Here is a 22,729-nt window from a genome sequence, read left to right on the forward strand (position 1 = left end):
CGCCAGGAGAGCGGGACCTACCGGCCGCCGGTGTAGACCTGCGGCATGCCGTAGCTCGCGGTCTCCAGCAGCAGGTCGCACAGCGCCTCGGCCGCGTCGAGCCGGCCCAGCTTGGCCGCCGCCTGCCCCATCGTGTGCCGCAGCTCAGGATCGGCGAGCAGCGGCATCAGCTCGGCCAGCAGCATCTCGCCCGTGGGATGCGGCTCCAGCAGCGCCCGCGCCGCCCCCGCCGAGGCCAGGTAGGAGGCGTTCTTGCGCTGCTCGTCGCCGCCGGTCGGGATGAGCGGGATCAGCACCGACGGCTTGCCGATGGCGGTCAGCTCCGACACCGTGCCCGCGCCGCTGCGCGAGATCACCACGTCGGCGGCGGCGAACAGGTCGGCCAGCTCGCTGCCGACGTACGGGACCGGGTGGTAGCGCTCGGTCAGGTCGGGCGGCAGCTCCACGGCCCGCATCTGGTCGATCCACGCCGGGCCGCACTGATGCACGATCTGCGCGTGCGGCAGCAGCCGCGGCAGGATCTCCATGATCAGCGTGTTGATCTGCTTGCTGCCCTGGGCGCCGCCCGTCACGTAGATCAGCGGCACCTCGAACGTCAGCCCGAACAGGTCGTACGCCGCCGCCCGGTTGCCCTGCAGCAGCTCCGGCCTGATCGGGTTGCCGGTCACCACGGCCTTCTTGCGGGCCTTGGCGGGCAGGTAGTCGAGCGACGACTCGTGCGACAGCGCGATCCGCGTCGCCAGCCTGGCCAGGATGCGGTTGGCCAGCCCCACCACGGTCGTCTGCTCGTGCATCACCAGCGGCCTGCGGATCAGCTTGGCCGCCACGCCGATCGGCACCGCCACGTAACCCCCCGTCGACAGCACCACGTCGGGGAGGTACCGGGCGGCGTGCCCCACCGCCTGCAGCACCCCGATCGGGATGCGGAACATGTCGGCGATGTTGGTGCCCAGCTCCTTGAGGTTGGGCCGGCGGCGCAGCTTGCCCGTGGTGATCGCCTTGAACGGGATGCCGTGCTCGGCCGTGATGCGGGCCTCCAGGCCGTTGGCGGTGCCCACCCAGAGCACGTCGTGCGGCACCTGACGTCGCTGGACGGCCGACAGGGTCGTCAGGGCCGGGTAGGTGTGACCACCGGTGCCGCCGCCGGTGATCAGCAGTCGCAGGGTTCGTGACATGACGCTCAGACTATGGCCGCGCAGCGGAAGCCGGTGTGCCCGGTCGACGAGTCGGGCGTGTTCGACGTGCGCGCCGCCACGCGGTAACGGTTGCAGTAGGAATCGTGACACATGTACGAGCCGCCCCTGATCACCTTCGCCGTGCCGTCCGCCGGGCCGAGCGGGTTCTCCGCGTACGGCTCCCACTCGGTGCCCCACCAGTCGGCCGTCCACTCCCACACGTTGCCGGCGACGTTGTAGAGGCCGTAGCCGTTCGGCTGGAACGACTTGACCGGCATCGTCCCCTTGCTCGGCGCGGTGGGGAAGGGGCCCTGCCAGATGTTGCAGCGCTGCCGGCCGTTCGGCGCCAGCTCGTCGCCCCACGGGTAGCGCTTGCGCTCCAGGCCGCCCCTGGCCGCCATCTCCCACTCGGCCTCGGTGGGCAGCCGCTTGCCCGCCCATTCGGCGTACGCGGCGGCGTCGTTCCACGACACGTGCACGACCGGGTGATTCTGCCGGTCGCCGATCGACGAGCCGGGCCCCTCGGGCGAGCGCCACGTGGCGCCCTCGACGCCGACCCACCAGGGCGCGCCCGGCACGGTCGCGTCCATCACCCCGGCCCTGGCGAACTGGTAGAACACGAACGACCAGCCGATGCGCTCGGCCTCCGTCACGTAACCGGTCTCCTTGACGAACGTGGCGAACTGCGCGTTCGTCACGCATGCCGCGTCGATGAGGAACGGGTCCAGGCGCACCTCGCGCACCGGCCCCTCGCCGTCCTCCGGCCTGCCGTCCGGGTCGTCGCCGCCCATGAGGAACGTCCCGCCGGGGATGCGCACCATCCCGCGCGTCGTCGCCTTGCGCTTACGCGCCGGCGTGGGCGCGGCGAGCCGGACGGCCTCGTGTGACGGCCCGGCGGCCTCCTGAGACGGCCCGGCGGCCTCCTGAGACGGCCCGGCGGCGCTCTCCCTGCTCGGGCCACAACAAGCGGTCAAAGGTCCCCCAAACGTGTCATGCCACCAAGGAAGGGTAGTGCCTGGAGCGTGCCCACGATCACGCGGCGGGGCGAGACGGCGGTGGGCGCCGCGGTCGGTCCGGGAGATCCCCGCCCCGGGAGTGTGCCCCCAGGGTGCAGCGGGGGCTCCAGCCGGTCGCATCGCGAGAGCAACGTTCCGGGAGGCTCCGCACCCGGTCACATCGCGAGAGCAACGTTCCGGGAAGCTCCGCACCCGGTCGCATCGCGAAGGTGGCGTTTCGGGAGGCTCAGCCCGATCACCTTGCGAAAGCCGCAGAACGGTAGCGTGTTCTCCCATGCGACTCGGCGTGCTGGACATCGGCTCGAACACCGTCCATTTACTGGTCGTCGACGCCCACCGCGGCGCGCGCCCCATGCCTGCCTTCTCCCACAAGGCCGAGCTGCGCCTGACCGAATACCTCGACCAGGACCAGAACCTCGGCAAGGAGGGCGTCGAGCGGCTCGGCGACTTCGTCGAGGAGGCCGTCCGCATCGCCGAGGACAAGGGCGTAGAGCACCTGCTCGCCTTCGCCACCTCCGCCGTACGCGAGGCCGCCAACGGCGAGGAGGTGCTCGCGCGGATCGACCGGCGCTGCGGCGTGCACATCGCGGTGCTGTCCGGGCGTGACGAGGCGCGGCTGACGTTCCTCGCCGTGCGGCGGTGGTTCGGCTGGTCGTCGGGGCGGCTGCTGGCCTTCGACATCGGGGGCGGCTCGCTGGAGATCGCCGCGGGCGTGGACGAGGAGCCCGACGTCGCCGTGTCGCTGCCGCTCGGGGCCGGACGGCTGACCCGCGACTGGTTCACCGCCGACCCGCCGGCCCCGAGGAGGTGCGCGGCCTGCGCAAGCACGTACGCGCCGAGATCGCCCGCACGGTCGGCGACGTCATGCGGTACGGCCGTCCCGACCGCGCGGTCGCCACCTCCAAGACCTTCAAGCAGCTCGCCAGGATCGCCGGCGCGGCGCCCTCCAGCGAGGGCCCGTACGCCGCCCGCTCCCTGTCCCGCCAGGACATGGCCGACTGGGCGGCCAAGCTCACCACCATGGAGTCGGCCGCGCGCGCCCGGCTGCCGGGGGTGTCGCCGGGGAGGGCCGCGCAGCTCGCCGCCGGGGCGCTGGTGGCGGACGCGGCGATGGACATTTTCGAGGTGGAACGGCTCGACGTGTGCCCGTGGGCGCTGCGCGAAGGCGTCATCCTGCGGCGGCTCGACCTCATGCCCGGACGGCTCGACCAGCTCGACGCCGGGGCGAAGTAACCTTGATCTATCCCAAATCCCTGGAATAAACCGCTGGTGGGCGGGCATTGTCCGGCGAATGATGACCGTGCTCGGCTTGATCGGGACCCTGATGGTCGTCCTGGTCCTCATCGTCTCGGCGGTACTGCTCATCGCGGTGGCCTCGATGCTCACCTTCCTCGGCCTGGCCGCCACGATGATCCGCTGGCGAAAAGCCATGACCCGCCTCCTCCGGCTCCTCCGCCTCCCCACCGGCCAGCGCTCCACCCAGAACCCCCGCACGACATCACCCCGCCCGGCAGCGGCCAGGGCCGGCTCGGCGGCGGAAGCCGGCCCGGCGTCCCGCCCGGCCGCGAGCCCGGACCTCGCGGAGCGGAAACCGCACGCGCGGCCCGCCGCGGGGCAAGCGGGCGTCGGACGGGAGTCTCGCGCCGGGCAGGCGGGCTCGGGCGTGGGACGGGAGTCTCGCGCCGGGCAGGCGGGTTCGGACATGGGACGGGAGTCTCGTGCCGGGCAGGCGGGCTCGGGCGTGGGACGGGAGCCGCACGTCGGGCGAGCAGGCCCAGGCGTGAGACCGGAGCCCCGCAGCGGGGAGACGGGCGGGCTGGAGCTGAAGCAGGCGAACGGCCGGGCCGGCGACAGCCTGGGCCGCGCGAACAGCCGGGCCGGTGACCACGCGCACCGCGTGGCGGGCCGGAGCGACGACCGGCTGGAACGTGCCGGACGCCACGCCGACGATCAAGAACCGGGCGCGCAGGACCGTCGTGACGACCGTCCGGCGGGCGAGCAAGCACCGGAGAGCGCAGTGAGCGGGCGTCCCGAGAGCAGCAGCGTGGGGGAGCGGATACCCCAAGGGCGGTGAGCGGTCGGCCAGGGGGAGGGGGCCGCCAGGGGGAGGGGTCAGGTGGCCATGAGGTGGCGGCCGGCGGCGCCGGGGGCGTAGCGCAGGCGCTTTTCCAGGCAGACGACCGCGCCGTGCTCGCGGCGGTTGGTGAAGCGGACGTCGTCGGCGAGCGCGCGCATGATCTGCATCCCGCGCCCCTGCTCGGCGCCCGGCTCGGGTTCGAGCAGGCTGCGCGGGTCGAAGCCGCCGCCGGTGTCGATGACCTTGATGACGCACAGGTGGTCGTGGACGGACGCGCTGACCGTGTAATCGTCGCTGGGCCCCGCGTGCTTGATGACGTTGGAGCACGCCTCGGTGAGCATGAGCTCGATGTCGTCGCGCACCTGCGGCTCGACGCCGAGCGACCGCAGCGTGCCGTCGAGCAGCTGCCTGATCAGCGGCACGCTAGCCGCATCCCTGGGCAGTCGGAGCGCTATCGTAGCCTCCACCACGTCTCCTCCCCTTTGGATGCGTGACGGGTCACTGCCCCGAAAATGCCGCCCCATTCGTCCGTATAGGGGGCATCGCGCCGGAAATCGCGGTCAGGCGTCCAGGAGCCGGAGCGCCACCTCGACCGTCGCCTTCTGGATCTCCTCCTCCGGCAGCTCGTCCTCTTTCAGCAGCCACTTGCCCGCGTGCAGGGCGAAGAGCGCCAGCGAATAGCTGACGCGCTCGGTGGGCGTGGCGCCGGACTCGCTGAGCTCGGAGATCAGCTCCATCATCCGTTCGCGGATCTTGATGAGCGTGGGGTGGTCGCGCAGCGCGGTCTGGTTGCGCTCCAGGAACCGGGCGATGCCGTGGTGGCGGGAGTCGCGGAGGTCGGCGGCGTAACGTTCGACGAGCTCGCGGCGCGTCTCCGGCGTCTTCGGCCGGCTGCGCACCCACTCCAGCAGTTTCTCCAGCTCGATCAGCCGCTTCTCGACCAAGCTGGCCACGATGTCGTCCTTGGTCTTGAAATGGTAGTAAAGTGCGGCCTTCGTCACCCCGAGCTCCTCGGCGATCTCCCGCAGCGAGGTCGCTTCGTATCCCTGCTCCGTGAAGCGCCGGAGGGCGACTTCCTGGATGCGGGTTCGGGTGTCTTCGCGCACTTCACACCTTTTCGACTTGTCGGCCGGTAAGTATGCGCCTTCATTCTACGGCGCATGCCCCCCGCCCCCGCCGCCGGTACGGAAAAGGAGAGGCGGTTTCGCCGGGGTTTGGGGACAATCCGGAGCATGTACACCATCAGGCGGCCCACGGCGGACGACGCCCCCGCCATCTTCGAGCTTGTCTCGGCGCGCAACACAGAGGTCATCGGCGAGCCGGACACCACGCTCGCCGACATCGTGGACGACCTGAACGAGCCCGGCTTCCACCCCGCCAGGGACGGCTGGAACGCCTACGCCCCCGACGGACGGCTCGACGGGCACGCCTGGGTCTACCGCAACGGCGACAGCGACCTGGTGGACGTGGACGTCATCGTCCGCCCCGGCGTCCAGGACCTGGCGGACGAGCTGTGGCGGCTGGTGCTCGACCGCGCCGCCGAGCTCGGGGCCGCGTGCGGGCACGAGAGCGTCACCCTGCACTCCGGCGTCTACCGCGCCGACCGCGAGAAGCAGGAGACGCTCGGCAGGTTCGGCTTCGAGCCCGGCACCTGCTTCCACCGCATGCGCATCGACCACGACGGCCCGGTCGAGGCCCCGGAGGTGCCCGGCGGCGTCACCCTGCACACGGGGGAGAGCGAGGAGGTGCGGCGCCAGGCCCACCAGGTGCACCAGGTGGCGTTCGCGGAGCACTTCGGCTTCGTCGCGGTCCCGTACGAGGAGTGGTACCAGCGCCGCCAGGCCATGTCCGCGACCGACTGGGCGCAGCTGACGCTGGCCAGGGTGAACGGCGACCCGGCGGCGGTGGTCGTCGGCAACGACCAGTTCGTGGCCGACGAGCAGTGCGGCTACGTCGCCACGCTGGCCGTGCTGCCCGAATACCGGGGCCGGGGGCTCGGCCGGTTCCTGCTGCGGCACGCGTTCGCCGCCGACGCCGCCCGCGGGCGCAAGGGGACGCTCCTGCACGTCGACTCCAACAACACCACGCCGGCCCTGGACCTGTACGAGTCGGCGGGCATGCGCCCGGTCCTCATCGTCGACGTCTGGCGCCGCCGCCTATGACCGGCCTCTCCGACCCGGCGCCGCCACCATGCCGCCTGCGATGGACGTCCCGGCCTCACACGCGGTGCTCGGCCAGGTGCTCGAGCACCGCCTGGTTGGCCTCCCAGCCGTCGGGGAACTTCACCGGCACCCCGAGCTGCACCGGCTCGGCCGACGGGTGCGCGTCCAGCAGCTCGGCGATGCCCGCCCTGGCGACCACCACGCAGGCGTGCCGGTGCCGGGACGTCAGCACGCACAGCCGCCCCGACTCCAGGTGGAACGCCGTGGCGTCGCGGCGGCCCGACAGCGGGTGCAGCACGATCGTGACGTCGTACTCGCGGCCCTGTAGCCGGTTGGCGGTGTCGACGGTGATCTCGGGCGGCAGGCCCGCGGCGCGGATGGCGGCCACCTGGTCCCGGTGCGCCGCGCCGACCGCGATCCTGTCGGCCGTCACGGGCCGTTCGCCCTGCTCCGAGCCCGCCACCGCGCCGCGCTGCAGCAGCCGCTCGGCCAGCATCGCCACCGCCTGCACGGCCTCGCCGTCGGTGCGCACGGTGTGGCGGTTGGGCAGCTCCAGCAGCGCCCACCCGGACCTGGCGGCCTCCTCGAGCGCCCGGTCGTGCACGGTGCCCATGCCGCCGGTGGACAGCTCGAGCCACCGCTCGCCCTCCGAGGTGCCCGAGCGGAACCCGGTGAACGGATAGAACGCCTGCGACACCACCGGCGCCGCCGACGCGGGCAGCCGCCACGACACCGGCAGCCGGTGCACGGGCAGGTCGGGATTGTGCCGCAGCAGCACCGCGACCGCGCTCTGCAGCGGGTCCCACGACAGGCCGGACCAGCGGTCGCCGTCCACGATCGAGAACGGGTCGAGCTGCCCGGGATCGCCCACGAACAGCGCCCGCTCGAACAGCCCCGCGATGCGCAGCAGCTTGTCCGAGCGCATCTGGTACGCCTCGTCCACGATCGCCCACGGCCACACCCGGTCGCCGATCCACGCCCACTTGTCGGCGGTGGCGATGACGATGTCGGGGTCGCCGAGGTCCTGGATGCGGGTGCCGACGCGGACGCCGGGCAGCTCCAGCATGCGCAGCGGCGGCACGTACCCGCTCGCCGACAGCCGCCCCACGGTCAGGTGCGGATGCTTGTCGCAGATCCTGGCCACCAGGTCGTCGACCTGCTCGTTGGTCTGGGCGACGATCATCAGTGGCTCGCCGGTCGCGGCGATGTGCGCGGCGGCGCGTACGACGAGGGTCGACTTGCCCGCGCCGGGCGGCGAGTCGACCACCACGCCGCGGTGCCTGGGCAGGTCGGCCAGGACGTTCCTGATGACCTGCTCGGGGCTGTCGGTCACGACCAGTCCTCCAGAGCGTCCTCGTCGTCGGGCACGTACTCCTGCGGCGGGCCGCCGTGCGTCCACGGCGTGGCCTCGGCCTCGGGCAGGGCGGGCGAGCCCTGGAAGTCGTCGGTGAGCGAGGTGTAGCAGACCCGCTCGCCGACCTCGGGCACCGCTCCGGGCGCGGGCGTCTTGCCCCGGCCCATGCCCTTGGTGATCTTCAGGGTGACCAGGCCCTCGGCCGCCTCCACCAGCTCGGCGCCCTGGCCGCGGCGCTGCGGGGTGCCGAGCGAGGTGCCGGGCGCCAGGCGGACCGGATCGTCCGTCTTGATCACCACGAGCGGCCGGAGCTTGCGCGAACGGCCCTCGCCCTCGGTGTTGTCCGGCACCGTCTCGACGACCTCGCCGGCGAACGCCTCACCGGTCAGGCGGTACTCGGCCATGACCAGCGGGTCGTCGTAGGCGCGCTGCACCTCGTAGGCGGCCTGCGCGCGCTCCATGCGGGCCAGCCGGGCCGCGGCGGCCACCGCGCCGTCGCGGCGGGGCTGCGGCGGCGCGCCCTCGGCGATGCTCTCCGCCATGCCGCTGAACGAGCCGCGGTCCTGCTCCCACCGCTGTGCCACGCTCGCGCCCTCGGGCAGCCCGGCCAGCAGGTCGATCGCCTGCCACATCAGCCGCCAGGTGGGTTCGAGCTGGGTGCGCAGCGCCTCGGTGATGCGCTCGGGCGACCCGCTCTCCATCGCCGGGGCGAGCACCTCGGCGTCGAACCCCGGATCGGTGGCGGGCCCCGCGGGCGGCCAGATCAGCGGGTCCTCGGCCTCGTCGCTGGGCCCGGTGGTGATCCAGCCGATGAGCGAGGCCAGGTTGGCGTCCTCCAGCGCGCTCTGCCCGCTGGCCCAGTGGCGGCCCAGCTCCTGCGTCGCGGCCAGCATCAGCGACGACCCCGGGTACGCGGCCCGCTCCCCGAGATAGGTCAGCCACCGCCCGAGCAGCGGCACCGACTCCGGCACCGGGTAGGGCCCGTCGGGGCGGCGGAACCGGGTCGAGCGGCCGAGCAGCCGGGTGAACGCCACGCCGCCCAGATTCGGCACGATGAGCTGCGGGGCGTCCAGCGCACGCTCGTAGGGGTCGGCGTTCCTGCGCTCGACCGTCTCGGTGTCGTGCAGGAAGCCTTCGATGTACGGCAGCAGCACGTCGGCCACCTGCGCCGCCCACGCGAAGCGCAGGTCGCGGTTGCGCGGCTGGGTCACCACGAGCAGGTGCGGCCGGTCGCGGTCGGTGCCGAGCATCGCGGCAAGCGGCGCGGCGGCCTCGCCCGACAGCTTCAGCGGGATGAACACCATGGGCCGCTCGGACAGGTGGCAGTGCCTGACGGTCGCGACGGGCTGGGCGATGCCCTCGTCGAGGGCGCGCAGCCGGGCGAGCGAGGTCAGCAGGCTCATGCCTGGCCCTCCCCCTGGGGCGCCGGGCGCAGCGGCGGGGCCGGCGGCGGGATCGGTCGCGGGTTCATGCGAGGCACTCTCTTCGCAGGCGTTCGGCGTTGCGGAGCAGGCGGGCGATCTCCTCCTGCCCCTCGGCCGGGTCGAGCGTGCCGTCGGCCAGGCCGAGCGCCTCGGAGACCGAGGCGACCCCGCCCAGCTCGTCGCGCACCTGGCGGCCGAGCAGGTCGGACGCGCCCTCCTGGCGGGCCTCGTCGCGGCAGAAGAAGCACAGGTCGCAGGTGGACAGGCAGTCGGGCGCGTAGCGGGCGGTCGTCCTGCGCAGCGCGTCGGCCAGCTCGGCCACCGGCCTGGTGGGCCGGCCGTCCTCGTCGGGACGCAGGTCGAAGCTGAGGTCGTCGGGCAGGTCGGCGAGCAGCCGGTCGAGCGTGGTCATCCTGGTGAGCTGGCGGCGCAGCACCGCGAGCTGCTTGCGTACGTCGACCAGCGACGCGACCGGACGGTTGGCGAAGTTCTCCGGGCAGACCAGCACCACGTCGTGGGAGACCTTGAGCGGGTCGTGGCCCAGCTCCTCCAGCAGCGTGCGCAGCGCCAGCACGTAGACCGCGGCCTGCCGGGCGGCCGCCGCGACCGCCGACGGGTCGGCCTGACCGTCGATCACCGCGAACGACTTGATCTCCACGATGTGGAAGCGCCCGCCGAGCTGGAAGGCCACCACGTCGGGCTCCAGGTAGGCGGTGTGCCCGGCGATCTCCAGCGTGAGCAGCGGATGGTCGTACAGCGTGCCCGCGTCGTGCTCGTCGCGGGCCGCCCGGTCGATCAGCGCCCTGGTGTGGGCGTGGCGCAGGTGGGCGCCGACGTTCTCCACGTCGTGGTAGGCGACCTCCGCGATGGGCAGCCCGAGCAGCTCGCGCAGCATCCGCAGCAGCTCCGCGCACCCGTCGGCCTTCACCTGCGCCTCGAACATGTTGCCGCGCGTGATCGCGAACGGCGACTGCCCGAACGGGGCGGGGAAGCCGAGGTGGCGGGCGGCGGCGTCCTTGTCGATGCCGGCGCCGTCGAGCAGGGCCCGGCGGGCACAGCCGGGGTTGGCGGCCAGGGCCGCGATGGCGCGGGCGTCGTGCGGCCGCGGCGGCGTGGTGCCCCGCAGCGCCTCCAGGCGGTGCACGTGGTCGCCCTCGCGCTTCAAGCCGCTCACTTGGCGTTCTCCTTCTTGATCGTGCTCAGCGTAGCGGCGCCGAACAGCCGGGCGGCGTCACCGAGCTGCGCGGCGGCGCGTTCGGCCAGCTCAGCGCGGTCCCGCGTGTCGCGATCGACGTGGACGCGCAGCTCGGCCTGGGCCGCGCGGGTCACCCGCTCGGGGTCGGGCGGGCCCAGCGTGCCGTCCGTGGCGCCGGGGATGTTCCTGGCCATGCGCAGCAATAAGCGGCTCGCCCGCTCATCCAGCGGCTCACGCCCCTCCCGCTCCCGCGCCGCGTGCTCGCGGGCCACCGCGATGGCGCAGGTCAGGAAGTCGACGCGGGGGCTGAGCGGGCCGACCACGCGCCGCTCCAGCGGCCAGGTGCTCAGCGTGAGCAGGCCGCGGGCGGGGGAGAGGCGGTCGGTGAGCGCCGCGCACAGGTAGTACGGCCGGCCGTACGGCGAGGACCGGAACGAGCGCTCCTCGTCCCTGCGCAGGCTGGTGAGCTGGCCGCTGCGGATGGTGCCGCCGAAGAACGCGTCGCTGACGGCCACGATCAGCCGGGGCTGGGCGGGCGCGCCGAGCAGCCGCAGCCCCTGGTGCACCTGCTCGCGCACGGTGACCAGGCGCGGCGGCTCCTCCTTGACCGGCTCGGTGCCGCACACCAGGGCGTCCCAGGCGCGCTCGGCGCTGCGCAGCTCGGCCCGCAGCACGCGCGCGGTGGCGCCGTCCCTGGCGCGCATCGCCTTGCGCACGGCCGCACGCAGCTCGTCGATCCGCCGTTCGAGATCGTCCAGCCGGTCACTCATGGCGCGACTTTACCAACAGTCCCAGCATTTTCCAGTAAATCGGGGAAGATCGGCGCCATGCTGAGATCTACACTGTAAAGGCGCCCGCCCGGGTCAGGCCGGCCTGGCGACCGCCCACGTGTGGTCCTCGGTGAGGAACCGGTCCAGGCGCAGCCCGGCCGCCGCGAGCTGCGCGGCGAGCTCGTCGTCGGTCAGCCGCAGCGACTCGAAGGACTGCGTCCAGACCTTCCTGGTGCCGTCCTTGACGTAGCCGTACTCCATCGTCACCGCCGCCACGCCGGGCCGGACCGGCTCGTACGACGCCATCTTGATCGTGATGTCGCCCTCCGAGCGGCTCCTGCCCACCTGCCAGCGGTCCTGCGACGTGGCCGGCATCCATTGGATGAGCACCGACCCGCCCGGCTTGACGTGCCGGACGCAGGCGTCGAGCAGCTCGCGCCGCTCGGCGTCGTCGGGGGTGTTGACGAGCTGCGAGGCCAACATGACGGTGTCGAAGCGCTCGTCCAGGTGCAGGTCCTGGATGCGGGACAGGACGGTACGCGCGCCCCGCACGTACGCCAGCATGTCCGGCGACTCGTCCACGGCGACCACCGTGAAGCCGCGCTCGATGAGCGGATGTGTCACCCGCCCGACGCCGCAGCCCAGCTCCAGGACCGTGCCGCCGTGCGGGGTCACCTCGGCGACATGGTCGGGTTCCGAGCCGGCGCCGACGAGGGTGTAGAACTCGACAGGGGATCCGTCAGGGGTGATGGGGCCGGGGCCCGTGCCTGTTTGACGCATGCTCCGAACGTAACCCGGGACCCCGCGAAGATCAGCCCCCTATGCGCTGCCGCCGGGAGCCGTCGCCGGCCGGACGCTCCGGGGCGTGGCAGACCCACATGCTGAGCAGTGAGCCCGCGCCGGTCTGCTCCACCGTCACCGCGTCGCACAGATGCCGGATCACCCACAGTCCGTAGCCGTGCGAGGCGGTCCGGTCGAGCGCGGCGGCGGCGAGGTGGCCGCCGGTGAGCAGCCCGGCGACGTCCAGCACCTGCACCATGACCCCGTCGGCGAGGCCGCGCGCGGTCAGCACGCCGGAGGCGCCGCCGTGGTCGAGCACGTTGGTGACGGCCTCATTGGTCGCCAGCACGAGGTCGTCAAGGCGCCGCTCGGGAAGGCCGCAGCAGCGGCCGTGCAGGCGGACCAGGTCCCTGATCAGGCCGAGGTCGGCCGTGATGGGACAGCGCAGTTCGAACTCGGATGCCATCGTCCTTCGTGCCCGCCGAGGGCCGGGAGGATCGGCGGGCGTCCGGCACCTGACCGAGCAGAAGATCGCCAAACCCCGCCGGCGCGCTGACGAAGATCTCGGGGCCTTTGACGCGGCTCTGACACGGCACAGAACCCGACAAAACGGGCGTCGGCGTACGTTGGTGACATGCAGGCACCCGGTGGTGACTCCCGATACCTGCCGATCGGCGAGCACGGGCTGATCGGCGACCTGTGCACGGTCGCGCTCGTCGGCACCGACGGCACGATCGACTGGTACTGCTGCCCGCGATTCGACGCCCCCAGCGTCTTCGCCGCCCTGCTCGACGCCGGCAAGGGCGGCTCCTTCGAGCTGCACGCCGACGTGCCCGCGACGACCAAGCAGTTCTACTTCCCCGACACCAACGTGCTGATCACCCGGTTCTTCGCCGACGACGGGGTGGGCGAGATCCAGGACTTCATGCCCATCGCCACCGACCCCAGCGAGGCCGACCGGCACCGGCTGATCCGCCGTGTCTCCTGCGTACGCGGCCGCATCCCGTTCCACGCCCGCGTGGCGCCCCGCTTCGACTACGCCAGGCAGCCCCACGTCGTCACCCGCGAGGCGGGCACCGTCACCTTCGCCTCGCCGGCGCTGGCGCTCGCGCTGACCTCCAGCGTGCCGCTGCAGACCGACGAGCGCGACGCCTGGACGACCTTCGAGCTGAACGAGGGCGAGCACGCCGTATTCGCCCTCGACAACATGGCGCCCGGCATCGCGCCGCGCGGCTGCCCGACCGAGGAGGCGGAGGCGGAGTTCACCGCCACCGTGCGCTTCTGGCGGCGCTGGCTGTCGGCCTCCCGCTACCGGGGCCGCTGGCGCGAGGTCGTGCACCGCTCGGCGCTGACGCTCAAGCTGCTCACGTACGCGCCGACCGGCGGCATCGTCGCCGCGCCCACCACCAGCCTGCCGGAGCGCATCGGCGGCGGCCGCAACTGGGACTACCGCTACGTCTGGATCCGCGACGCCGCGTTCTGCGTCTACGCGCTGCTCAGGCTCGGCTTCACCGAGGAGGCCGACGCGTTCATGAGCTTCCTGTCCGACCACGTCTCGCTCGGCCGCGGCGGCCGCGACGGCCCCTTGCAGATCATGTACGGCATCGACGGCCGCTGCGACCTGCCCGAGCAGGAGCTGCACCACCTGGAGGGCCACCGCGGCTCGGCCCCCGTGCGCATCGGCAACGCCGCCGCCGACCAGCTCCAGCTCGACATCTACGGGGCGCTCATCGACTCCGTCTACCTCTACAACAAGTGGGGCGCGCCGATCTCCAGCGACCGCTGGGAGGAGGTGTGCACGCTGGTCGACTGGGTCTGCGACAACTGGAACCAGCCGGACGAGGGCATCTGGGAGACCCGCGGCGGGCGCAAGAACTTCGTCTACTCGCGGCTGATGTGCTGGGTGGCGATCGAGCGCGCGATGCGCATGGCCACCCAGCGCGGCCTGCCCGCCGACATGCCCCGCTGGCGGCACGCCCGCGACAACATCTACCGCGACATCATGCGGCACGGCTGGCGGCCTGATCTCGGCGCGTTCGTGCAGCACTTCGACGAGGACGTGCTGGACGCCTCGATCCTGATGATGCCGCTGGCCAAGTTCGTCTCGCCGACCGATCCCAAGTGGCTGTCCACGCTCGACGCGCTCGGCGCGGGGCTGGTCTCCGACTCGCTGGTCTACCGCTACGACCCCGAGGTCAGCCCGGACGGGCTGGAGGGGCCCGAGGGCACCTTCTCGATCTGCTCCTTCTGGTACGTCGAGGCGCTGGCCCGTGCGGGCCGCCTGGACGAGGCGAGGCTGGCGTTCGAGAAGATGCTCACCTACGCCAACCACCTCGGGCTCTTCGCCGAGGAGATCGGGCACAACGGCGAGCAGCTCGGCAACTTCCCGCAGGCCATCACGCATCTCGCGCTCATCAGCGCGGCCTTCAACCTCGACCACGCGCTCGGCTAGGGGGCGGCCTCGACCGGCCGGGTGGCACACCCCAGCCTTCCGGCGACGGCCGCCAGCCTGGCCTCGAACGCCCGGCGCGTCTCCGCCGCGAACCCGACGAACATGCGGTTGGCCAGCGGCACCGCCCAGCGCGCCGTCCGCGCCACGTTGAAGACGCGGTGGACGAGCAGCGCGCCCTGCGGGTGCGGCTCGACGCTCCACTCGCCCCGGTACCACCAGCCGCCCTGGAACGCGATCGTGCGCCCGGAGATCTCGACGGTGGAGGTGTGTCCTGGGGCGTCCTCGACGGTGAACCGGCCGGAGCGCCGCCCGTCGGGCAGCAGCTCGCCGGCCAGCGCGTCCCAGACCGCGGCGACCGGCGCCTCCAGGATCGCGGCCGCCTCGGCGAGCGCCGGCGCGCCCCGGTGGCCGCGTTTCATGACTCGCTCTCCTGCTCGTCGAGCACCTCGGCGAGCAGGCCCTGGTTGACGGTGCCCGACCAGGTGAGCTCGCCCGACTCCAGGCGGGCGATGAGCCCCCTGATCCAGCCGAGCTCGGCCTCGCTGAGCGTGCGCTCGTAGTCGAGCTCCACCGTCAGCACCTCCGGCAGCCCGGAGGTGCGCAGCGCCTCGAGGTGGGCGTTGAGCCCGGCCAGCTCGCCCTCCAGGGAGGCCGCCCTGGTGCGCAGCGACTGCAGCGCGTCGGGCACCGGCAGCACCCCCATGAGGGAGACGGCGGCGGTGAACGTGCGGCGCTCGCCCTGCGGGCTCTCCAGGAGGGCGCGCAGCCGGGTGGCCAGCTCGCGGCGGCCCTCGTCGGTGATCTCGTAGATGGTGCGTTCGGGACGGCGGCCCTGCCTGCTCGTCTCGACGGGGACGATCAGCTCCTGGCCGGCCAGCTTCTCGACCGCGTGGTAGAGACTTCTGGGCAGGCCGGTCACGTAGTCCTTGTGCGTGTCGACGATGAAGCGGTGCAGCTCGTAGGGGTGGGCCGGGCGTACCGACAGCATGGCGAGCACGGTCAGGCCGACCAGGTCGGGACGTCGCGCCATCGTTCCCCTCCGCTTCTCGTGCGCTTCGCACTTTAACCCAGCCGACCCCTCATAGTGCAACTCGCCATATTAGGGAGAGTATCGGCGGGTGAATGTGAACAGGCGTCGGTTCCTGCTTGATCGACGGCGCATTCGAGCGCATTCTCAACACGAAAGCCCGATCATCTCCACGCCCAGCCGACCGCCCGCCGGAGGAGAGCGCATGAGAACGGGAGCATGGCTGATCGGAGCCCGTGGTTCGGTCGCCGTCACCAGCATGATCGGTGCCCTGGCCGTCAGGTCGGGCCTGACCGGCCCCACCGGATGCGTCCTCGAGTCGCCCGCGCTGCGCGACCGCGTCCGGCCGGGGATCGGCGACCTGGTGTTCGGCGGACACGACGTCACCTCGGTGCCGCTCGACAAGAAAGCCGCCGAGCTGGCCGCGGCCGGGGTCGTGCCGGCGGCCGTCGCGTCGGCCGTGCAGGCGGAGCTGACGGCCATCGACCAGCGCTTACGCCCGTTACCTTCCGCCGCCCGCCAGGCCGAGACCGCCGCCGCCATCAGCGCCGACCTCGACGCCTTCCGCCGCCGCCACGACCTCGAACGCGTCGTCGTCATCAACGTCTCCACCACCGAGCCCGCCCCGCCGCCGCATCCCGCCCACGCCGAGCTGCCCGCGCTGCGCGCCACGCTCGACCGTCCCGGCAACGTCCTGCCGCCCAGCGCGCTCGCCGCCTACGCCGCCTTCCACGCCGGCTGCCCGTACGTCGACTTCACCCCCTCCACCGGCGCCCGCCTGCCCGCGCTCGACGCGCTCGCCCGCGAGCGTTCCCTGCCCTACGGCGGGCACGACGGCAAGACCGGCGAGACGCTGGTGAAGTCCGTGCTGGCCCCGATGTTCGCCCAGCGCAACCTGAAGGTCCGCACCTGGTCGGGCGTCAACCTGCTCGGCGGCGGCGACGGCGCCAACCTCGCCCGCCCCGGCGCCAACGCCGCCAAGGCCGCGAGCAAGCAGCGCGTCCTCGCCGAGACCCTCGGCTACGCGCCCCAGGGGGAGACCCGCATCGACTACCTGGAGGACCTGGGCGACTTCAAGACCGCGTGGGACCTCGTCACGTTCGAAGGCTTCCTCGGGACCGCGATGCGGATGGAGTTCACCTGGCACGGCTGCGACTCCGCGCTCGCCGCGCCGCTCATCCTCGACCTGGCCCGCCTCACCGCCGCCGCGCACCGGCTCGGCCGCGTGGGGCCGCTGCCCGAGCTGGCCTTCTTCTTCAAAGACCCCCTGGGAGAGGTCCCGCACGGGCTCGCCGAGCAGTGGCAGGCCCTGTGCGCCTTCATCGACACCCTGGAGCCCGCTCGGTGACCTCCTGTCCGTCCGTCCTCTCGAAACCCGTCCTCCTGCCCGCCCACGCGCCGTCCGTCCCGCCCACGCATCGGGGCGCGGTCACCCGCCCGCGGCTCGTGCGCGGCGGCCCGGGGCACCTCCACCCCGCATGGGGACCTCGGCGGGTGAGCCGGTCGAGCGCAGGGTCGCCGGCGAAAGGAGCGCGGATGTGAGACTTCGGGACCTGATCGACCTCGTGCGGGCCCCGGCCGCGCTGTCGGTGCCCGGCGACGTGATCGCCGGAGCCGCTGCGGGGAAGGCGCTGGGGCCCGGGACGGCCGGGCTGGTCTGCTCGTCGGTCTGCCTGTACTGGGCGGGGATGGCGGCCAACGACTGGGCCGACCGGCACCTCGATGCGGCCGAGCGGCCGGAGCGGCCGATCCCGTCCGGGCGGGTGCGGCCGGGGGAGGCGCTGGCGGTGGCGGCCGGGCTCACGGCCGCGGGCCTCGCCGTCGCGGGGCTCACCGGCGGGCGGCGCGCACTCGCGGTCGCCGCGCCGCTGGCGGGGGCGGTGTGGGCGTACGATCTGGTGGCCAAGAACACCCGGGCCGGACCGCTGGTGATGGCGCTCTGCCGCGGCCTGAACGTGCTGCTGGGCACCACGTCGGCACCCTCGCCCGCCGCCCCGCGCCCCGCACCAGCCGGACCGGGCCGTTCGTCGGGTGCGGCGGTTCCCGCGGCGCTGACCGTGGCGGCGCACACGTACCTGCTGACCGATCTGTCGCGGGGCGAGACGGCCGGGACCACCTCGGCCCGCCCCGCCGCCACGCTGGCCGCCACCCTGGCGCTGGCCACGACCGCCGCCGTTCCCTCCGGACAGGTCCGAACGGCCGGCGGACCGGCGGCGCCCGCGCAGGGGGCGCTGGCGCTCTGGTACGCCGCGCAGTTCGGCCGCCCCCAAGCGCGAGCCGTCTCGGACCCCTCCGCGAGCAGGGTCAGGGACGCCGTGACGGCCGGGATCGTCAGCCTGCCCGCGCTCCAGGGCGCGCTGGCCGCCAGGGCGGGCAGGCCGCTCGCCGGAGTCACGCTCGCCGCGGCGGTGCCGCTCGCCCGCCGCCTGGCCAGGAAGGTGTCGCCCACATGATCAGGTTCGGTTACGGCACCAACGGCTTCGCCAATCACCGCCTGACCGACGCGCTGGACATCATCGCCGGCCTCGGCTACAGCGGCGTCGCGCTCACCCTCGACCACCACCACCTCGACCCGTTCGCCCCCGGCCTCGCCCGCAGGGTGGCCGAGGTCGCCGACCGGCTCCGCACGCTGGGCCTGGCCGTGGTGATCGAGACCGGCGCCCGCTACCTGCTCGACCCGCGCCGCAAGCACGCGCCCACCCTGCTCGACGACGACCGCGCCGAGCGGGTCGGCTTCCTGCGCCGCGCCGTCGCCGTGGGAGCCGACCTGGGGGCGGAGGCGGTGTCGTTCTGGTCGGGGGTGCGCCCGGCCCGCGTACCGCCCGCAGCGGCCTGGGAACGGCTGGTGGCCGGATGCGCGCAGGTGCTGGAGCACGCCGGCGGGATGCCGCTGGGGTTCGAGCCCGAGCCCGGCATGCTGGTCGACACGATCGCGGGCTGGCGCAGGCTGCGGAAGGCCCTGGGCGAGCCGGAGGGGTTCGGCCTGACGCTCGACATCGGGCACTGCCGCTGCAACGAGCCCGACCCGGTGCCCGACTGCGTGACGGCCGTGGCGGGGCACGTGGTGAACGTCCAGATCGACGACATGCGGCGCGGGACGCACGAGCACCTGGAGTTCGGGGAGGGCGAGATCGACTTCCCGCCGGTGCTGCGGGCGCTGTCCGACTCCGGCTACCGGGGCCTGGTCGCCGTCGAGCTGCCCAGGCACTCGCACGCCGCCCCGGACGTGGCGGCCCGCTCACTCGCCTTCCTGCGCCGCGCCGAGGAAGCATCGCGCCGCCTCGTACGTACCGGAGCAGGCGAGGGGCGCGTGCCCACGACGGAGGGAGGCGGCGCGTGACCACCATCGACGCACTGCGCAAGGCGCTGACCGGCACCCCCGGATGGCCCTGGCTGGAGGAGGCGCTGGCGAAGGCCGCGGAACGCCCGGAGTCGGCCGTGCGGCCGTTCTCGTCGGCGGGACGCAAGGCCGGGCGGGCGGAGCTGCCCGACGCCCCCGGCTGGACGGCCGACGAGGCGGCCAGGGCGCTGCTGCTGGCCGCGCTGCCGCCCGACCGGGTGGCCGGGGACGTCACGGCCTTCTACCAGTACGGCGACGCCGACGAGAAGCGCGCCGTGCTGAAGGCGCTGCCGCTGCTGCCCATAGGCGCGCAGGCGGTGCCGCTGCTGCTCGACGCCATCCGGACGAACGACGCCCGCCTGCTGGCCGCCGCGCTCGGCCCCTACGCCCGCCACCTGGACCCGCCGGCCTGGCGGCAGGCGGTGCTGAAGTGCGTGTTCATGGGCGTGCCGCTGGACGCGGTGCACGGCCTCGGCGAACGGGCGGACGCCGAGCTGGCGGAGATGCTGGCCGCGTTCGCCGAGGAGCGCGCCGCGGCCGGACGTCCCATGCCCGCCGACGCCGCCGCCCTCCTGAGCCGCCTCACCAGCGAGGAGACCTGATGCGCATCTTCGACCCCCACATCCACATGACCTCGCGCACCACCGACGACTACGCCAGGATGTCCGCCGCGGGCGTGCGCGCCGTGGTCGAGCCGGCGTTCTGGCTCGGCCAGCCGCGCACCAACCCCGGCTCGTTCACCGACTACTTCGACTCGCTGCTGGGCTGGGAGCCGTACCGGGCGGCGCAGTTCGGTGTCGTGCACCACGCCACGATCGCGCTCAACCCCAAGGAGGCCAACGACCCGCGCTGCCGTCCCGTCCTGGACCTGCTGCCCCGCTACCTCGACAAGGACCGGGTGGTCGCGGTCGGCGAGATCGGCTACGACTCGATGACGCCGGAGGAGGACGACGCGTTCGAACGCCAGCTCGCCCTGGCCGTCGAGCACGCGCTGCCCGCGCTCGTCCACACCCCGCACCGCGACAAGGCCCGCGGCACCAGGCGCACGCTGGAGGTGGTCGCGGCATCCGGCATCGCGCCCGAGCGGGTCGTGATCGACCACCTCAACGAGGTGACGATCGAGCTGGTGCACGGCTCGGGCTGCTGGGCGGCGTTCTCGATCTATCCGGAGACGAAGATGTCACCGCCGCGCATGGTGGAGATCCTGCGCCGGTACGGCCTGGAGCGCATGCTGGTCAACTCGGCCGCCGACTGGGGCGTCTCCGACCCGCTGCTGACGCTGGAGACGGCCGAGGCGATGCTGAAGGCCGGGTTCGACGAGGACGACGTGGACAAGGTGTTCTGGCGCAACCCCGTCGAGTTCTACGGCCAGTCGGGGCGGCTCGACCTGTCGGCGGTCGCCGGCGCGGACGAGCCGACGTTCGCGGGCAGCTCGATCAAGCGCGGCGGCGAGTGATGCGGCTCCTGCATCCGTCGGGCACGCCGCTGCACCTTGGCTACTGCACCAACGTGCACCCCGCCGAGGACCTCGACGGCATCGTGGCCCAGCTCGACGCGTACGCCGCCCCCGTCCGCGACCGCCTCGGCACCGACGTGCTCGGCCTCGGCCTGTGGCTGGCCGCTCCCGTCGCCGGGACGCTGGCCGCCGACCCGTCCGCGCTCGGGCGGCTGCGCAGGGAGCTGGACGCGCGCGGCCTGGAGGTGGTGACGCTCAACGGCTTCCCGTACGCGGCCTTCCACGACCCGGTCGTCAAGCACGCCGTCTACCGGCCGGACTGGACCGAGCGGGAGCGGCTGACGTACACGCTGGATCTCGCCCGCGTCCTGGCGGGGCTGCTGCCGGACGACGCCGCGCGCGGCTCGATCTCCACGCTGCCGCTCGGCTGGCGCGAGCCCTGGGACGCCGCCATGGCCGATGCCGCCGCCCGCCATCTGGACGAGCTGGCCGCCGGGCTGGCGGAGGTCGAGGCGGCGACCGGGCGGACGATCAGGGTCGCGTTCGAGCCGGAGCCCGGCTGCGTCGTGGAGACCACCGAGCAGGCCGTCGCCCACCTGGCGCACGCCGACACCGAACGGCTCGGCGTCTGCCTCGACCTCGCCCACCTCGCCTGCGCCTGGGAGCAGCCCGCCGCCGCGCTCAAGGCGCTGGCCGCCGCCGGGCTGCCCATCGTGAAGGTGCAGCTCTCCGCCGCCCTGGAGACCGCCGAGCCCGAGGCGCTGCGCGAGTACGCCGAGCCGCGCTTCCTCCACCAGACGCGTACGAGGACCGGTGAGCGCGCCGACGACCTGGACGAGGCGCTCGACCGCCGCCTGCCCGGCACCTGGCGGGTCCACTACCACGTGCCGCTGCACGCCGCCCCCGCCGCGCCGCTGGCCACCACCGCCCCCGTGCTGCGCGACGCGGTCGCCGAGCTGGCCGGCGGGCCCGAGCCGCTGTGCGACCACTACGACGTCGAGACCTACACCTGGAGCGTGCTGCCCGCCGCGCTGCGCCCGCGCACCCCCGCGGAGCTGGCCGCGGGCATCGCGGCCGAGCTGGAGTTCGCACGTACCGAGCTGCGGAAGGCGGGAGTGACGGCATGACCAAGCTGCTGGTCCTCGACGTGGTGGGGCTGACCCCGCGGCTGCTCGCCCACATGCCCCGGCTGCGCGCGATCGGCGAGCGCGGCTTCCAGGCGGGGCTCGGCACCGTGCTGCCCGCCGTCACGTGCAGCGTGCAGTCCACGTTCCTCACCGGCCTGCCTCCGTCGGGACACGGCATCGTCGGCAACGGCTGGTACTTCCGCGACCTCGGCGAGGTGTTCCTCTGGCGGCAGCACAACGCCCTGGTCGAAGGGGAGAAGCTGTGGCAGGCCGCGCGGCGCGAACGCCCCGGCTACACGGTGGCCAACGTCTGCTGGTGGTACGCCATGGGCGCCGACGTCGACTGGACCGTCACGCCCAGGCCCATCTACTACGCCGACGGCCGCAAGGAACCCGACTGCTACACCGACCCGCCGGAACTGCACGACGAGCTGACCGCCCGGCTGGGCACGTTCCCGCTGTTCAGCTACTGGGGGCCGGGCGCCGGCATCGCCTCCTCCCGCTGGATCGCCCGCGCCACCCGGCACATCATGACCGCGTACGACCCGGACCTCACCCTCGCCTACCTGCCGCACCTCGACTACGACCTGCAGCGCTACGGCCCCGATGACCCGCGCGCCGCCGCTGCCGCCGCCGAGCTGGACGCCGAGCTCGCGCCGCTGCTGGACGTCGCAGGCGACCGGACCGTGGTGGCGCTGTCGGAGTACGGCATCACCGGCGTCGGCCGCCCCGTGCACGTCAACCGCATGCTGCGCTCCGAAGGGCTGCTGCGCGTCCACACCCAGGACGGCATGGAGTACCTCGACCCGTGGACGTCCAGGGCGTTCGCCGTCGCCGACCACCAGATCGCGCACGTCTACGTCCGCGACCCCGCCGACGTGCCCGCCGTGGCCAAGCTCTGCGCCGCCCTGCCCGGCGTCGGCACCGTGCTCGACGAGGACGGCAAGGCCGCCCACGACCTCGCCCACCCCCGCTCCGGCGAACTGGTGCTGCTCGCCGAGCCGGACGCCTGGTTCACGTACTACTACTGGCTGGACGACGCCCGCGCCCCCGACTTCGCCCGCCTGGTCGAGATCCACCGCAAGCCCGGCTACGACCCGGCCGAGCTGTTCTTCGACCCCGCCGCGCCGGGAGCCGCCAAGCGGCGCGCCGGTCTCGCGCTGCTGCGCAAGAAGCTGGGGCTGCGCTACCTCATGAGCGTGGTCGGGCTGGACGCGGGCGCGCGCGCCGTACGCGGCTCGCACGGGCTGCTGCCGGCCGATCCCGCCGACGCGCCCGTCCTGCTCTGCTCCGACCCCGCGCAGGCCCGGGAGCGGTACGCGGCCACCGAGGTCAAGGACCTGCTGCTCCGCCTCGCCCGGTGAGCGGGTCACC

At 73.3% G+C, this 22,729-nt stretch carries 22 protein-coding genes and 1 pseudogene; 11 read left to right on the forward strand and 12 right to left on the reverse strand.

All coding sequences use genetic code 11. The features are described 5' to 3' along the window. Positions 1-17: 17 nt before the first annotated feature. Both ACFMQL_RS30950 and ACFMQL_RS30955 read right to left on the reverse strand, forming a co-directional pair. Positions 18-1,175 carry a glycosyltransferase gene (locus ACFMQL_RS30950; protein WP_378788301.1) on the reverse strand — a complete coding sequence of 386 codons (1,158 nt, stop codon included), beginning with the start codon at positions 1,173-1,175 and terminating at the stop codon, positions 18-20. A 5-nt stretch (positions 1,176-1,180) separates the two neighbouring features. Beyond that, the gene (locus tag ACFMQL_RS30955) at positions 1,181-1,996 is read right to left on the reverse strand and encodes a formylglycine-generating enzyme family protein (RefSeq protein WP_364053112.1); all 816 of its coding nucleotides are present in this window, start codon (positions 1,994-1,996) and stop codon (positions 1,181-1,183) included. A gap of 547 nt (positions 1,997-2,543) precedes the next feature. Here ACFMQL_RS30955 and ACFMQL_RS30960 point away from each other — a divergent pair. Next, positions 2,544-3,424 (forward strand): annotated as a pseudogene (locus tag ACFMQL_RS30960) (Ppx/GppA family phosphatase). A gap of 76 nt (positions 3,425-3,500) precedes the next feature. Then, the gene (locus ACFMQL_RS30965) at positions 3,501-4,265 is read left to right on the forward strand and encodes a hypothetical protein (RefSeq protein ID WP_378788303.1); all 765 of its coding nucleotides are present in this window, start codon (positions 3,501-3,503) and stop codon (positions 4,263-4,265) included. A 38-nt stretch (positions 4,266-4,303) separates the two neighbouring features. Here the strand turns inward: ACFMQL_RS30965 and ACFMQL_RS30970 are convergent, their stop codons facing one another. Next, positions 4,304-4,792, reverse strand: a complete 489-nt coding sequence (locus tag ACFMQL_RS30970) for an ATP-binding protein (RefSeq protein WP_364053103.1) — start codon at positions 4,790-4,792, stop codon at positions 4,304-4,306. Positions 4,793-4,828: 36 nt separating this feature from the next. Further along, positions 4,829-5,374, reverse strand: coding sequence for a helix-turn-helix domain-containing protein (locus tag ACFMQL_RS30975; protein WP_364053100.1), 546 nt, complete (start codon positions 5,372-5,374; stop codon positions 4,829-4,831). A gap of 126 nt (positions 5,375-5,500) precedes the next feature. Between ACFMQL_RS30975 and ACFMQL_RS30980 the strand changes: the two genes are divergently transcribed. Then, positions 5,501-6,430: a GNAT family N-acetyltransferase gene (locus ACFMQL_RS30980; RefSeq protein WP_364053097.1), complete on the forward strand. Its 930-nt coding sequence runs from the start codon at positions 5,501-5,503 to the stop codon at positions 6,428-6,430. A 55-nt stretch (positions 6,431-6,485) separates the two neighbouring features. Here the strand turns inward: ACFMQL_RS30980 and ACFMQL_RS30985 are convergent, their stop codons facing one another. From ACFMQL_RS30985 to ACFMQL_RS31010, 6 genes are all read right to left on the reverse strand, one after another. After that, entirely contained in the window at positions 6,486-7,763 is a 1,278-nt protein-coding gene (locus tag ACFMQL_RS30985) for an AAA family ATPase (RefSeq protein WP_364053094.1), read from the reverse strand. After that, complete coding sequence (locus ACFMQL_RS30990; protein ID WP_364053091.1) at positions 7,760-9,187, reverse strand: hypothetical protein; 1,428 nt, start codon at positions 9,185-9,187, stop codon at positions 7,760-7,762. The genes ACFMQL_RS30985 and ACFMQL_RS30990 overlap by 4 nt, the downstream gene beginning before the upstream one ends. Positions 9,188-9,251: 64 nt before the next feature. Continuing rightward, positions 9,252-10,382, reverse strand: coding sequence for a hypothetical protein (locus ACFMQL_RS30995; protein ID WP_364053088.1), 1,131 nt, complete (start codon positions 10,380-10,382; stop codon positions 9,252-9,254). Next, a complete protein-coding gene (locus ACFMQL_RS31000; protein ID WP_364053085.1) occupies positions 10,379-11,173 on the reverse strand; it encodes a hypothetical protein in 795 nt (264 codons plus the stop codon). The genes ACFMQL_RS30995 and ACFMQL_RS31000 overlap by 4 nt, the downstream gene beginning before the upstream one ends. Before the next feature lie 93 nt (positions 11,174-11,266). Further along, complete coding sequence (locus tag ACFMQL_RS31005; protein ID WP_364053082.1) at positions 11,267-11,953, reverse strand: class I SAM-dependent methyltransferase; 687 nt, start codon at positions 11,951-11,953, stop codon at positions 11,267-11,269. A 31-nt stretch (positions 11,954-11,984) separates the two neighbouring features. Then, positions 11,985-12,419, reverse strand: coding sequence for an ATP-binding protein (locus ACFMQL_RS31010; RefSeq protein WP_378788306.1), 435 nt, complete (start codon positions 12,417-12,419; stop codon positions 11,985-11,987). Positions 12,420-12,587: 168 nt separating this feature from the next. Here ACFMQL_RS31010 and ACFMQL_RS31015 point away from each other — a divergent pair, with 168 nt between their 5' ends. Continuing rightward, positions 12,588-14,405 (forward strand): glycoside hydrolase family 15 protein, encoded by a 1,818-nt coding sequence (locus ACFMQL_RS31015; RefSeq protein WP_364053076.1) that lies wholly within the window; start codon positions 12,588-12,590, stop codon positions 14,403-14,405. On the opposite strand, the gene ACFMQL_RS31020 is transcribed toward ACFMQL_RS31015, so the two are convergent. Next, a complete protein-coding gene (locus ACFMQL_RS31020) occupies positions 14,402-14,824 on the reverse strand; it encodes a hypothetical protein (protein ID WP_378788308.1) in 423 nt (140 codons plus the stop codon). The genes ACFMQL_RS31015 and ACFMQL_RS31020 overlap by 4 nt on opposite strands. Then, on the reverse strand, positions 14,821-15,435 hold the full coding sequence (locus tag ACFMQL_RS31025) for a PadR family transcriptional regulator (protein ID WP_364053070.1): 615 nt from the start codon (positions 15,433-15,435) through the stop codon (positions 14,821-14,823). The genes ACFMQL_RS31020 and ACFMQL_RS31025 overlap by 4 nt, the downstream gene beginning before the upstream one ends. Before the next feature lie 202 nt (positions 15,436-15,637). Between ACFMQL_RS31025 and ACFMQL_RS31030 the strand changes: the two genes are divergently transcribed. From ACFMQL_RS31030 to ACFMQL_RS31060, 7 genes are all read left to right on the forward strand, one after another. Continuing rightward, entirely contained in the window at positions 15,638-16,780 is a 1,143-nt protein-coding gene (locus tag ACFMQL_RS31030) for an inositol-3-phosphate synthase (protein WP_378788311.1), read from the forward strand. 190 nt (positions 16,781-16,970) lie between these two features. Continuing rightward, positions 16,971-17,885 carry an SCO3242 family prenyltransferase gene (locus ACFMQL_RS31035; RefSeq protein ID WP_378788313.1) on the forward strand — a complete coding sequence of 305 codons (915 nt, stop codon included), beginning with the start codon at positions 16,971-16,973 and terminating at the stop codon, positions 17,883-17,885. Continuing rightward, the gene (locus ACFMQL_RS31040) at positions 17,882-18,772 is read left to right on the forward strand and encodes a sugar phosphate isomerase/epimerase family protein (protein ID WP_364053061.1); all 891 of its coding nucleotides are present in this window, start codon (positions 17,882-17,884) and stop codon (positions 18,770-18,772) included. The genes ACFMQL_RS31035 and ACFMQL_RS31040 overlap by 4 nt, the downstream gene beginning before the upstream one ends. Further along, on the forward strand, positions 18,769-19,374 hold the full coding sequence (locus tag ACFMQL_RS31045; RefSeq protein WP_364053058.1) for an EboA domain-containing protein: 606 nt from the start codon (positions 18,769-18,771) through the stop codon (positions 19,372-19,374). Before ACFMQL_RS31040 ends, ACFMQL_RS31045 begins: the two co-directional genes overlap by 4 nt. Then, complete coding sequence (locus tag ACFMQL_RS31050; RefSeq protein ID WP_364053055.1) at positions 19,374-20,228, forward strand: TatD family hydrolase; 855 nt, start codon at positions 19,374-19,376, stop codon at positions 20,226-20,228. The genes ACFMQL_RS31045 and ACFMQL_RS31050 overlap by 1 nt, the downstream gene beginning before the upstream one ends. After that, positions 20,228-21,355, forward strand: a complete 1,128-nt coding sequence (gene eboE, locus ACFMQL_RS31055; RefSeq protein WP_364053052.1) for a metabolite traffic protein EboE — start codon at positions 20,228-20,230, stop codon at positions 21,353-21,355. Before ACFMQL_RS31050 ends, eboE begins: the two co-directional genes overlap by 1 nt. Beyond that, positions 21,352-22,719: an alkaline phosphatase family protein gene (locus ACFMQL_RS31060; protein ID WP_378788316.1), complete on the forward strand. Its 1,368-nt coding sequence runs from the start codon at positions 21,352-21,354 to the stop codon at positions 22,717-22,719. Before eboE ends, ACFMQL_RS31060 begins: the two co-directional genes overlap by 4 nt. The last annotated feature ends 10 nt before the right edge of the window (positions 22,720-22,729 follow it).

Origin of the sequence: Nonomuraea fastidiosa (genome assembly GCF_042751225.1) — a bacterium.
Taxonomy (GTDB): domain Bacteria; phylum Actinomycetota; class Actinomycetes; order Streptosporangiales; family Streptosporangiaceae; genus Nonomuraea; species Nonomuraea fastidiosa.